Consider the following 12,732-nt stretch of genomic DNA (forward strand, 5'->3'; position numbering starts at 1 on the left):
CTTGGTAGGAAAGGTACCTCTTCATAAAACCTTTTATTGCATGAAGGACATACATAGCGTCGTTTCCGCAGATGTATGAAAGTATAGCTTCCAAACGAAGATATATCCTTAATTTGTTGTTCTCTTTAATCGTGAATCTTGTCCGTAGTCCGACCACAGCGGGGACACTCATGGGCTTTTCGCTTCATTCTCATATAAATGTGGAACTGATTGTCCTTTCTTTCTGCGAAGGTAACGGTTACATCTTCAAATCCAATAAATTCTCGCGTATAATCTTTGTAGAGCATGGTTGATTCTCCTTTAAAATGATGGTGTGAGCAACTACATTTTACTAGAGATTTCACTCCATGCTCTCTTTATTTGCAAAAAATGTTGGAGTTCCGAAGTTTCTGTCCCTCGGCACCCCAACATTTATTATAGAACCATTATATCTCCCCCTTTAATCACGAGCGCCCTTCCTTTGTCAAGGGCGCTCATCCTTTTTCCCTGCAAATAACCCCAATAGTACGAACCTTTAGTACGAACCTTTTCGTTTTATATATGTTACATAACAACTTACCTGTATCTGATGGATTAATATGTCACTTTGCTCAAAAAACAATTAAAATCCTCCTTGACCAGTATGGAAAATCATGCTAATATATTAATGCAAGCGTTTGCACTAAAACACAAAAGCAGATCGCATGATGCTCCGTTTTTGAAAGTACAGCAAGCTATAAGAATATTTATAGTCTGTCACAAATAATCAAGGAGGAAGAGTGATGAAAAAGATATTGGCTTTTGTCTTAATCGCTACTCTGGCATTTTCCATGGCAGCCTGTGCAACATCGTCCGGCACAATGGAAATCTACTTTTTAAACTTCAAGCCGGAGATTGCGGAAGTTTACGACAAAATAGCCGCTGATTACGAAAAGGAAACCGGTGTAAAAGTCCGGGTAGTTACCGCTGCATCCGGTACTTATGAGACGACATTGAAATCTGAAATTGCGAAAAAAGACGCGCCTACCATATTCCAAATCAACGGTCCGGTCGGGTTCCAGGAATGGAAGGATTACTGCGCAGACCTTAAAAACACCAAGCTATACAGTTATCTTTCCGACAAAAGCCTGGCAATAACAGAAGGCGACGGTGTATACGGCATTCCTTATGTTGTTGAAGGTTATGGCATTATCTATAACAACGCAATTATGGAAAAATACTTTGCTTTGAGCGACAAGGCGGTTAATATCTCTTCAGCGGAAGAGATCAGGAACTTTGAGACACTGAAAGCCGTTGTCGAAGACATGACAGCAAAGAAAGACGTGTTGGGAATTGAAGGTGTGTTTGCATCCACATCTCTGAACCAGGGTGAGCAATGGAGATGGCAGACCCACCTGGCCAACCTGCCTTTTTACTATGAATTCAAGGAAAACAAGAACTATTGCAACACAGTTTTGGCAGGATTGGCTGCCAATGAGATTGAATTCAAGTATGCCAACAATTTCAAAAATATCTTTGATCTCTACATAGAAAATTCATGCACGCCAAAGAACCTGCTGGGAAGCAAATCAGTAAATGATTCCATGGCTGAATTCGCACTTGGCAAAGTGGCCATGGTTCAGAACGGCAACTGGGCATGGAGCCAGATAGCCGGTACTGAAGGGAATGTTGTTAAAGCCGAAGACATCAAGTTCCTGCCGATATACATCGGTATGCCGGGTGAAGAGAACCAGGGCCTTTGCATAGGTACGGAGAACTACTTTGCGATTAACAGTAAGGTATCGAAAGAAAAGCAGGAAGCCTCGATTGCATTCCTTGAGTGGCTGTTCTCAAGTGAAAAGGGCAAGAGCTATGTAAAGAACGAACTTGGCTTTATTGCTCCGTTCAATACATTTGAAGAAAATGAAAAACCCACCGATCCTCTTGCCAAGGAAGTTCTGGCATGGATGGAGAAAGATGGTGTAACATCGGTTGCATGGACATTTGCAGCATTCCCGAGTGAAGAGTTCAAGAATTATTTCGGCGATGCCCTGCTTGAATATACCCAGGATTCAAAGACATGGGACGATGTCGTTAATGTGGTAAAGGATTCCTGGAAATCCGAGAAAGCCAAGTAACATGGTATATCATCACACTACTCCGGGCCTTATGGCCTGGAGTAGTGTGAATATTTAAATGCAATAAACAGCCGACTGTCTTCCGGCAAGGAGAGGTTCTATGCAGAAGTCACTGGCAAAGCATTTTCCATTATTTGTAGCCCCAACCCTAATCGCTTTCCTGATATCTTTTCTGATACCCTTTGTAATGGGTGTTTATCTGTCCTTTACCGAATTTACAACGGTAGTTGACGCGAAATGGGTGGGTATCGACAACTATGTTAAAGCCTTTACTGCAAATACGGATTTTATTAACGCATTGTGGTTTACGGTAAAGTTTGCCGTCGTGTCCGTTGTTTCAATAAACTTTTTTGCGTTCATCACAGCAGTCATTCTGACACGCGGAATAAGAGGAACAAACTTCTTCCGCACAGTGTTTTTTATGCCGAATTTAATTGGCGGTATCGTTCTGGGCTATATCTGGCAGATAATCATTAATGGTTATCTGTACAAATATCAGGTTACTCTCACTTACGATGCAAAATACGGATTCTGGGGCCTGGTTATCCTGATGAACTGGCAACTGATAGGATATATGATGGTTATTTATATTGCGGGTATCCAGAATATCCCGAACGATCTGATCGATGCCGCCAAAGTGGACGGTGCAGGACCTTTGCAGATCATCAGGCATATCATTATTCCTTCGGTAATGCCTGCAATAACAATCTGCCTATTCCTTACACTGACCAACTCTTTCAGGCTTTTTGACCAGAATCTGGCGCTTACAAACGGAGCCCCGGCAAGAAAGACTGCGATGCTTGCGTTGGATATATACAATACTTTTTATGGACGCAACAATTGGGAAGGGGTCGGTCAGGCGAAAGCAGTCATATTCTTTGTCCTGGTTGCAACTATTGCCTATCTGCAGCTTAAACTGACAAGGAGCAAGGAGGTCGAAGGATAATGGCTTACAGCAGGCAAAAGATCTTCAATGTGATAATGTTTTTTATAATGTCCATATTGTCTGTGGTATTTCTTGCTCCTTTATTCATCGTTCTGATGAATTCATTCAAAGGAAACCTGTTTATTGCAGATGCGCCTTTTGTTTTCCCCTCTAAAGAAACTTTTGTTTCTTTCAATAACTATCTGAACGGCCTTTCAAAAACGGGCTTTATAAAGTCATTCGGCTGGTCGTTATTTATAACGGTCTTTTCCGTGCTCGTCATAATCATAGGTACATCAATGACGGCATGGTATATAACAAGAATCAAAAACAAGCTAACAAAATTCCTGTATTATCTTTTTGCCTTTTCAATGATAGTGCCTTTTCAAATGGTCATGTTCCCCATGTCCAAGATGGCCAATATACTTAATCTTGACAACCCTGTCGGGATAATTGTGATATACCTCGGATTCGGTGCCGGTCTCTCTGTGTTTACCTTTTCCGGGTTCATCAAATCGATACCTGCCGACATAGAAGAAAGCGCTCTGCTGGACGGCTGCAAGCCCCTGCAAACTTTCTTTATGGTAGTATTTCCTATCCTAAAGCCCACAGCCATCTCTGTTGCAATCCTGAACGCCATGTGGATATGGAATGATTATCTCCTGCCTTACTTGGTCATTGGTTCAAAGTATAGAACCATACCCATTGCAATTCAATATCTAAAAGGCGGATACGGCTCTATCGATATGGGAGCCATGATGGCCATGCTGGTATTGGCGATAGTGCCTATTGTTATCTTCTATCTGGTATGTCAGAAGTATATTATAAAAGGTGTCATCGAAGGAGCTGTGAAATTCTAAAGCATGTCCCGAGAACAGGGAACGGAACTCTGTCCGTTCCCTGTTTTGCTTGTTGCAACGTCATACCTGAGCACAGGTCATAAAGCCTTCCACGAAAAAGAATGGTATAAAAATGGATATGGAGTGCCGGAGCAATCATCAGTTAAAATCTATAGGGATAGGCATGCGTATGCCGTTATGCAGACGAACAATCGGGAGGTTTTACCTTGTTAAAGATTCAGTACCTGGTATCCGGTGGCGTCATCACAAATTATAAATGCTCGTCGAAGTGCAAGCATTGCTGTTATTCCAGTTCCCCAAAGTGGCCAAACGATTATATGACGCCATCTTTGGCTGATGAGATATTTGCCGTGCTGAAACGGTTAGGTTGTGATGCCATTCACATCGGAGGTGGTGAACCGCTTTTACAACCTGATAAAATTATGAGTGTTGTTGAGGCTGCTCATAGAAACAGTATTGGCATTGAGTATATTGAGACCAACGCATCCTGGTATAAGGATGCGGCATCGGCGAAAGCCGTCCTGAAGGAACTTAAGGATCATGGTATCAATACCCTGCTTATATCTATGGATCCGTACCATAACGAGTATATACCTTTTTGGAAAGTCAAGGGTTTAATCCAGGCCTGTTCGGACGTGAAAATGAATGTATTCCCCTGGCAAATGGAATTTTGGGATGAAATCGACGCGCTGGATGATCAAAAAACCCATTCCCTGGAAGAGTACATACGGCTTTATGGACAGGATTATCCCGTAAGGCTGATGGGCAGGTATGGACTTAATCTGAAGGGTCGGGCCTTTATGACATACAGGCCTTTTATGAAGAAACAGCCTGTTGATCAGATACTTAAAGAATCAAAGCCCTGCCGGCTGCTTTCAGGCATTTATCATTTTCATGTGGACTTGTACGGCAACTTTATTCCCCAGTCCTGTCCGGGATTTTCGATTCCACTCAAGGAACTGGAGAACGGGACCGATCCGGATAGATACCGCCTATTCAACAGTGTGGAATCTGTCGGTATAAAAGGTTTGTTTGAACTGGCTGAAAAAGAATATGGTTATATGCCCAAGAACGAATATGCCGGAAAATGCGATCTTTGCTATGATATCAGGAACCACCTGGTTCTGGAGCTGGGCCTGGATCTGCCCGATTTAAAGCCAGAGGGTCATTATAAGTATATTTGAATGAGGTTTGAATAGCGACATTCCTGAGATAAACCGTGAAATAATGATTCTCCGTTGCTGTTGGAAACACGTGACATGAGTATTTATAGCTCATAAATTTGCAGGGGACGGCCTTCATCATTGGCTGTCCCCTTGTCTTTGCTTAACCTTCGCCGCTCCCGTCACATCCATCTCATTGTCATCCACTGTGGTGTTTCTGGCCAGCGTGCCGCTGCAGCGACATAACCGGGAGATGGCGGCAGATCACGTGGAATCGGTTAAATGGTGTTCTGCCTTATTTGGTGGTATTCAAGCGGTTCCGGCATATTATCACGATATGGGTTGAGCTCAAGAACGTAGTATTTAATATCATGCCATGCACCATGTTTGAATCCAACATTCGGTAATGTTGCTGCAAGAGAAAAGCCCATTTTCCGGTGGAATATTTCACTGCCTTCATTCGGGCAGCCAAGAACGGCAATGGCCTTTACAAACCCCTGCTTTTTCAATGCAGGAAGAAGGTTTTCATACAGCAGCTTTCCTGCCCCTTTCTGTGTGCTGCCATGTTTTACGTAAATGGAAGTCTCACATACCCACTGGTATGCTTTGCGTTCCTTAAACTTGTGTGCATAAGCGTAGCCTATTATTTCACCATTATCCTCGCAAACAAAGAAAGGGAATTTTTCTTTGACTTCTTCTATTCTCCCGGCAAACTCCCTGGCAGAAGGCGCGATATACTCAAATGTATAACAGGTATTATCCACGTAATATTTGTATATTTCAGATAACGCCCCGGCATCGTTCAGATTAACTTCACGAATAATCATCTCTCCAGGCTCCTTTCGGCTTCCCCGCCTTTCCCGGATGTTCCCAACTGATATCTTCAAATATAAACCAGATTATATGGAAAAACAACTTCACAAACGGGCAGGCGGCTGCCCATTCATTGAGCAGCCGCCCACACCATTGTATACACCAATCAGTATACGGCAGTTCTAAAGTTTTCGTATGATGCAGAATAATCCCGGCCTGGCTCGTAACGGGGTAAAACGCTAGCTGCCAAAAGGCCACCCTCTCAGCAGGTCTTACCCGGATCCTCAGGCCTTAACGGAAACGCCAGATGATATCATTCAGCATCAGGTTGTTCTTAAACGCCAATATATTGGTGTCTTTATTGATAAGTACACACTCGATATTTGCCATTTCGGCCCAATCCAGCAGGTTCTCCGCAGTCAGGTCATAGGAGAACGAAGTATGGTGCGCTCCGCCCGCCAGGATCCATGCCTCTGCGGCATCATGCAGCGACGGCAGCGGCTTCCAGAGTACACGGGCCACAGGAAGTTTGGGCAAATCCTTTTCCACATTCACGGCAACAACATCGTTGACAAGCAGGCGGAAACGGTCTCCCATATCGATCAGTGAAGCAGCGATAGCGTTTCCTGCTTTTCCGTTGAACACCATCCGCGCAGGATCCGCCTTACCACCAATACCGAGCGGATGCACCTCTATCCTGGGCCGTGTTGCGGCAACTGAAGGACATACTTCCAGCATGTGCGCGCCAAGAATCATGCAGTTGCCGGGCTCGAAGTGATAGGTATAGTCTTCCATAAAGGATGTACCGCCATCAAGCCCGGAGGCCATCAACTTCATGATCCTGACAAGACCGGCAGTTTTCCAGTCGCCTTCCGCTCCGAAACCGTAACCTGCTTCCATAAGCCTTTGAACAGCAAGGCCGGGCAGCTGATTCAAGCCATGAAGGTTTTCAAAGGTGGTCGTGAAAGCACCAAATCCGCCTTCCTCCAGGAATGTCCTGATGGCGATTTCCAGCTTGGCCTGATACCTGATGGCATCCCTTACCGGACCCTCAGAAAGGCCTTCGGGAGCAATCTCATATTTTTCCTCATATTCCTTAAGAAGCTCGTTGGCGCTCTGGTCGGTTACATCGTTCAGTACCCTGACAAGGTCGCCGATGCCGTAGCCATTAATCGACCATCCGAACTTGATCTGGGCCTCCACCTTGTCGCCTTCGGTCACTGCTACTTCCCGCATATTGTCGCCAAAACGGGCGATCTTGAGGTTTTTGCCTTCAACATAGCCGACAGCCGCACGCATCCAGACAGCAATCCTGCGTGAGACTTCAGGATCTTCCCAGTGCCCCGCAACCACCTTGCGGGAAATTCTCATCCGCGCACCGATAAACCCGTACTCACGGTCGCCGTGGGCTGCCTGGTTCAGGTTCATAAAGTCCATATCAATACTGTCCCAGGGGATATCGCGGTTGAACTGGGTATGCAAATGCAGCAAAGGTTTCTGGAGCATTGAAAGACCCGTTATCCACATTTTTGCAGGCGAAAAGGTATGCATCCAGGTGATGATACCGGCACAAGCTGGATCCACATTTGCTTCCTGAATCACCTTTCTTATTTCATCAGGCGTTGTAGCCACGGCTTTGAAAACGATTCTGCCAGGAATTGAAGCATTTTCGTCCAATGATCTTGCAATCCTTTTTGCGTTTTCCTCCACCTGCAAAAGCGTTTGCGGACCGTAAAGATGCTGGCTTCCTGTAACAAACCAGAATTCGTATTTTTTAAGATCTATCATGGTCGTACCCCCTATATAAGTTTTAACTGTCTTCCCCGGCGTGGTTCTCCTGATCCAATTATACACCGGATTGTGCCCCATGTCCTGATCAATTGCAATCGCATTTGGTGAGCGCATACGGCGCAGATTTTTGCATGCAGTTTATTGTGCCCGGTAAAGCGCCATACCATAAATCAGCTATGCTTATTATCCTTTTTTCCCGGCCTCAGCCATTCAGGCAAAAGCCCAATTGCACCCTTTTCCCGTACTGCAAGGATCACGCTTTGCAGCAGGATGAAGAAGCACAGCATAAGCCCGGTGGTAATGCTCTGATAATAAGGCTTGGTAAGCCCAGATGCGATAACGATGTTCGTGATAGTCTTCAGGGACAGCATCCCAAAAAGCGTTCCGATAACATTACCAACACCGCCGGTCAATAATGTTCCGCCTATGATATTGGATGCGATCGCCTGCATTTCTGCCTGGGTTGCGTTGGCAGCATCCCCTGCGCCCGTATGAAGCAGGTAGACATAGCCGGCTATCCCGGACAATATCCCGGCCAGCAAATAAGCGTAGAATTTTGTACGCTTGACATTGATACCGAGCGTCAGCGCACTGTGGCTGTTTCCGCCCACCGCATAGAGGTTGCGTCCGAACCGGGTCCATTTAAGAATGATCGCTACGGCTATCACCACGATCAAGGCAATCACTACTCCCAGCTCGATCTGGGCCGGTATGAAGATACCGGTCTTCCCGTAATAGCCCATTCCGGGTATCGTAATGCGCATCTGCTTAAGATTAAGGAAAGCTTCATGGGTTGCTGTTCTGGGTGCAATGCTGACGATGGTTACCATGCCCCTGGCAAAGAACATTCCCGCCAAGGTGACGATAAAGGGCTGTATCTCCAGGTAAGCTACCAGTATCCCGTGAAGCAGGCCGAAGAACAGGCCTATGCCCAGGGCCAACAAAAGCGAACCGATAACCGTGCCGCCATGGTCCTCAAGGTAAACAACGCATGCCATGGTGACAAGGGCCGTAACACCGCCGCCGGAAATATCTATACCGCCGGATATCATCACCATGGTCAGTCCGCAGGCAATGATGAGCAGGAATGCATTGTTATTGAACAGGTCGAGGAACTGCTGGGGGTTCAGGAACCCGCCGCCCCAGACAAACATGGCGAGCAGGTACATACCGATGAAGGTACAGATCGTTATGGTCATCAGCAGGTTGGTGTTTGAGATAGGCTCCCTTGGTTTTTTTCCTCGATTTTCAATGATTAAATCCTTGCCTTTTTTCATAGCTTATTCCCCATTACTCCGTTGATTTTCTCAAAATCTACACAGGGATCATCTATCAACCTGAATGCACCGGTCGCGCGATTTGTCAGGCAGCTTTCGCCTGGACTTCCTTTTCAGGCTGTTTTTTAAACATCTTTTTGTACATCCTGACGACAAAATCCTTAACGACCGGCGAACTGCATACGACTATCAGTATGATAACAATCGCCTTGTAGGCTTTTACAGCCGCCGAAGGGACCTTCATCGCATAAAGCGTGACGGTCAGAGCCTGAATGATGTACGCACCGATAACTGAACCGTAGAGATTGAATTTACCGCCGCTTAAGGCATTTCCGCCAATTGCGACTGCCAGGATGACATCCATTTCCGCATCCAAAAGCAGGGTTTCATGGTTGATAAGCCCTATCCTGCATACGGTGATACAGCCCGCCGTAGCAACGCAAACGCCCGATATGATAAACGCTATGAGCTTGATCCAAACCGGGCTGATCCCGTTCAGGTGGGCTGTCCCCTCATTAATTCCGACCACCTGTGTATATAACCCGAGATTGGTAAATCGTAAAACCAGCGTGATCAGAATAAGGAATATGACCATGATAAGGATGGGGGTGGGTATAGGAATCCCGGGGATAAAACCGCCAATACTGGTAAGCAGGGGACTTGAAACAGTCGGCGTCGCACCGCCGTTAATCCAGTAGGCGATCGAACGTCCTGCCGAAAAAAGAATCAGTGTCGCGATCATGGGCTGGATTTTGAATACGGCGACCAGTACCCCGTTGAAGAGGCTGAAAAGGACTGAAACGACACAGCTGAGCAAAAAAGCGAGAAGGAAAACCGGTATAGTGATCTCGTTGGCGCGAAGCACGCTTACAAAAACGCTGCCCGCTATGGCCGCCACGGCTGCAACGCTTATATCCTGCCCCTTACAGGACGATGTTATCAGCGTCATGCCGATGGACAGGATAGCAATGGCCGACGCACCGTTCAGGATACTGATCAGGTTTCCTGAAAGTACAGCGTTCCCATCGTTGTTGGTGGCAATGGTTATGGAGAAAAACTCCGGATCCCTGATCAGGTTGAAAACAACTAGCAGAAACAGCGCAAACAACGGTATTGCCAGCTGAGAGCGCGCCATTTTCTTAAAAAGACTTCCCATTATACCGCCTCCCCCGCTATGGTATGCATGATGTTGTCCTGGGTCATTTCTTCGCCCGTAAGCTCGCCCACAATCTTGCGATCGCGCATCACGATCAGGCGCGAACAGGTGCGAAGCATCTCCTCTATTTCCGAGGAAATGAACGTGATGCTGACGCCTTCCTCGGCCAGTTTAAGCACCAGCTTCTGTATTTCCACTTTCGTACCCACATCGATTCCGCGGGTTGGTTCATCCAGGATCAGGTACTGGGGATTTGTCAGCAGCCAGCGTGCCAGTATGGCTTTCTGCTGATTGCCTCCCGACAGCGACTTGATGGGTGTATCCATCGAGGCGGTCTTTATGCCTAACAGTTTGATGTACTTGTCGGCAAAAGCTTCTGCCTCGGCTCTTGAAAACGGCCTGAAAAAGCCTTTCATAACCTGCAGGGCAAGTATGATATTCTCCCGGACCGACAGGTCCTCGACGATACCGTCCCGTTTTCTGTCCTCGGGCAGGTATCCGATGCCATGCTTCATGGCATCCTTGGGCTTTTTGATTTTAACATCCTTTCCGTTTATCCTGATCTTGCCGCCGGTAATCCTGTCAGCGGCAAAAATAGCGCGCACGCTTTCGCTGCGGCCCGAACCAAGTAGCCCGGTGAAACCGTTGACTTCTCCCTTTCTGATCTTGAAATCAAATGCGTTGGAACAGTTTATACTCGATAAACCAACTGCCTCATAAACGGGTGGTTCATTGGTTTCCTCTGCCATTAGCTGACTTTTTTTCAGCGCCGAAACATCCTCAAGGTCTTTGCCCATCATCTTGGAAATGAGCTGTACACGCGGCAGATCCTTTACCTCATACTCTCCTACCAGTTCGCCATTCCTAAGTACCGTTATCCTGTCGCATATCTCGTACACCTGTTCAAGGAAGTGCGTAATAAAGATGATGCCAACGCCGCGTGCCTTCAGATCCCGCATCAGCGAGAACAGCCTCGCGACCTCCTGTTCGTCGAGGGAGGAGGTCGGCTCGTCCAGGATAAGCACTTTACAGTCCATATCGACTGCGCGGGCGATGGCAACCATTTGCTGTACGGCAATGGAACAGGTGTCAAGTTGCTGGGTGGCCCTAGCCGGGATTTTGAGCTTCTCAAGTATCTCCGCTGCCCTCTTTTTCATTTGACGCCAGTTTACCGTATGGTAGCTGCCCCGTCCGATGAACATGTTCTCTGCGACAGTAAGGTTGGGGCAAAGGGTTATCTCCTGGTATACGGTACTGATCCCCAGGTTTTGAGCTTCATACGGAGATTTTACATGGATTTCCCTGAGGCTGCCGTCTATATTTAAGAAAACCTGCCCCGAATCTTTAGGATGCACGCCGGTCAAAACCTTGATCAAGGTCGACTTTCCGGCTCCGTTTTCACCCATCAGGGCATGGATCTCGCCTTTTCTGAGCGTAAAATCGACATTCTGCAAGGCACGAACACCCGGGAACGATTTACTGATATTTCTCATGGATAAAACAACGTCGTTCTGCATACGGCTACCATCCCTAAATGCTTAAGTCTCTTCATTATAGCGGTGCAAGTATGCGGAAAGATCCGCATACTTTGCACCGCCTGAAACCGTCAATACAGTTCCGGTTCAATCAAACGCATCCGTCATCAGTCGCCGATGCCGTATTTGTCTATGTCTGCCTGAGTAATGGTATTGCAATCGAAGTATCTTTCTTCGTTGATAACGATTTTTTCTGTAAGCTGCCCGCCTTTTTCAAGGGTCTGGATCATTTCATGGATCTTCTGAGCCTGGAACGGGCTGCACTGAACGTCGAGGTTCCAGTTGCCGGCGAGCACTTCCCTGAGGGCCCACTTGTTGAAGTCGAAGCCTATGATGACCACATCTCCGTTCTTACCGTGGGTGATACCTGCTTCATCGAGGGCTGCGACTGCGCCTTTTGCCATACCGTCGTTTTCAGCATAGATGACATTGAATTTCTCACCAGAGTTGATAACAGATTCCACGATCTGCTTGGCTGTTGCTTCGTCCCAGGTAGCGGTCTGCTGGACAACCTTTTTCATGGTGCCATTTGCAAACTGCTCATCGAGAGGCTTTGTACGGCCGATCTGAGCGTCGCTGCCCATTGCGCCCTGGATATGTACGACATTGTATTCAGGGAGCTTCTGATCCAGCAGCCACTGTACGGCCATCCTGCCCTGGGCTTCCATGTTGGAGATAACGGCGGCCTCAAACAGGCTTTGGTCAACATTCATCATACGGTCGAAGAGGAATACTTTCACGCCGGCTTTCTTTGCGTTTTCAAGAACATTGGTCCAACCGTCGGTCGCGGCGGCGGAAATAAGGAGGTAATCCACGCCGTCGGTAATGAACTGCTGAGCTGCGTTCAGCTGCTCGTCATTCTTGAGGCTGTAGAAGGTGGAAACCTTATATCCGTTTGCTTCGCTGAAAACCTTTTCAAAGTCTGCCACGTTTGCAGCACGGTATCCGGACTCGGAAGGCGGGTTGTTCACGATACCCACTTTGATAAGACCGTCTTTATCCTTAGATGTCTGAGCAGAACCGCATGCTGCCAAACTTAACGCCAACGCCGCAGCAAGGATCAATGCAAGGATTTTCTTTGTTTTCATTGCCTTATTCCCCTTTCAGTTTAATCTT

General features: G+C 46.9%; 12 protein-coding genes. 4 read left to right on the forward strand and 8 right to left on the reverse strand.

Annotated features, from left to right (window positions below):
* Together F3H12_RS13655 and F3H12_RS13255 are read right to left on the reverse strand one after the other, a co-directional pair.
* Positions 1 to 113, reverse strand: a 113-nt coding sequence (locus F3H12_RS13655) for a hypothetical protein (protein WP_422822208.1), incomplete at its 3' end; no start/stop codon positions are given.
* Between the two features lie 12 nt (positions 114 to 125).
* The gene (locus F3H12_RS13255) at positions 126 to 287 is read right to left on the reverse strand and encodes a hypothetical protein (protein WP_188118457.1); all 162 of its coding nucleotides are present in this window, start codon (positions 285 to 287) and stop codon (positions 126 to 128) included.
* A gap of 474 nt (positions 288 to 761) precedes the next feature.
* Here F3H12_RS13255 and F3H12_RS08640 point away from each other — a divergent pair, with 474 nt between their 5' ends.
* The 4 genes from F3H12_RS08640 to F3H12_RS08655 all read left to right on the forward strand — a co-directional run bounded on the left by F3H12_RS08640 (position 762) and on the right by F3H12_RS08655 (position 5,065).
* The gene (locus tag F3H12_RS08640) at positions 762 to 2,096 is read left to right on the forward strand and encodes an ABC transporter substrate-binding protein (protein WP_188118458.1); all 1,335 of its coding nucleotides are present in this window, start codon (positions 762 to 764) and stop codon (positions 2,094 to 2,096) included.
* A gap of 100 nt (positions 2,097 to 2,196) precedes the next feature.
* Positions 2,197 to 3,042 carry a carbohydrate ABC transporter permease gene (locus tag F3H12_RS08645; protein ID WP_149678949.1) on the forward strand — a complete coding sequence of 282 codons (846 nt, stop codon included), beginning with the start codon at positions 2,197 to 2,199 and terminating at the stop codon, positions 3,040 to 3,042.
* A complete protein-coding gene (locus F3H12_RS08650; RefSeq protein ID WP_149678950.1) occupies positions 3,042 to 3,881 on the forward strand; it encodes a carbohydrate ABC transporter permease in 840 nt (279 codons plus the stop codon). Before F3H12_RS08645 ends, F3H12_RS08650 begins: the two co-directional genes overlap by 1 nt.
* A gap of 206 nt (positions 3,882 to 4,087) precedes the next feature.
* Positions 4,088 to 5,065: a radical SAM protein gene (locus F3H12_RS08655; RefSeq protein WP_149678951.1), complete on the forward strand. Its 978-nt coding sequence runs from the start codon at positions 4,088 to 4,090 to the stop codon at positions 5,063 to 5,065.
* 257 nt (positions 5,066 to 5,322) lie between these two features.
* Here F3H12_RS08655 and F3H12_RS08660 read toward each other — a convergent pair whose 3' ends face one another.
* From F3H12_RS08660 to F3H12_RS08685, 6 genes are all read right to left on the reverse strand, one after another.
* On the reverse strand, positions 5,323 to 5,871 hold the full coding sequence (locus F3H12_RS08660) for a GNAT family N-acetyltransferase (RefSeq protein ID WP_149678952.1): 549 nt from the start codon (positions 5,869 to 5,871) through the stop codon (positions 5,323 to 5,325).
* A 277-nt stretch (positions 5,872 to 6,148) separates the two neighbouring features.
* Positions 6,149 to 7,645 (reverse strand): L-arabinose isomerase, encoded by a 1,497-nt coding sequence (gene araA, locus F3H12_RS08665; protein ID WP_149678953.1) that lies wholly within the window; start codon positions 7,643 to 7,645, stop codon positions 6,149 to 6,151.
* Between the two features lie 173 nt (positions 7,646 to 7,818).
* Positions 7,819 to 8,925, reverse strand: coding sequence for an ABC transporter permease subunit (locus F3H12_RS08670; protein ID WP_149678954.1), 1,107 nt, complete (start codon positions 8,923 to 8,925; stop codon positions 7,819 to 7,821).
* A gap of 85 nt (positions 8,926 to 9,010) precedes the next feature.
* Entirely contained in the window at positions 9,011 to 10,081 is a 1,071-nt protein-coding gene (locus F3H12_RS08675; RefSeq protein ID WP_149678955.1) for an ABC transporter permease, read from the reverse strand.
* Positions 10,081 to 11,598, reverse strand: a complete 1,518-nt coding sequence (locus tag F3H12_RS08680; RefSeq protein ID WP_149678956.1) for a sugar ABC transporter ATP-binding protein — start codon at positions 11,596 to 11,598, stop codon at positions 10,081 to 10,083. Before F3H12_RS08680 ends, F3H12_RS08675 begins: the two co-directional genes overlap by 1 nt.
* A 125-nt stretch (positions 11,599 to 11,723) precedes the next feature.
* Positions 11,724 to 12,704: a substrate-binding domain-containing protein gene (locus tag F3H12_RS08685; RefSeq protein WP_149678957.1), complete on the reverse strand. Its 981-nt coding sequence runs from the start codon at positions 12,702 to 12,704 to the stop codon at positions 11,724 to 11,726.
* Positions 12,705 to 12,732: the final 28 nt, after the last annotated feature.

The sequence above is a fragment of the Thermoclostridium caenicola genome, assembly GCF_900142095.1.
GTDB classification, from domain to species: Bacteria; Bacillota; Clostridia; order DSM-8532; family DSM-8532; genus Thermoclostridium_A; species Thermoclostridium_A caenicola.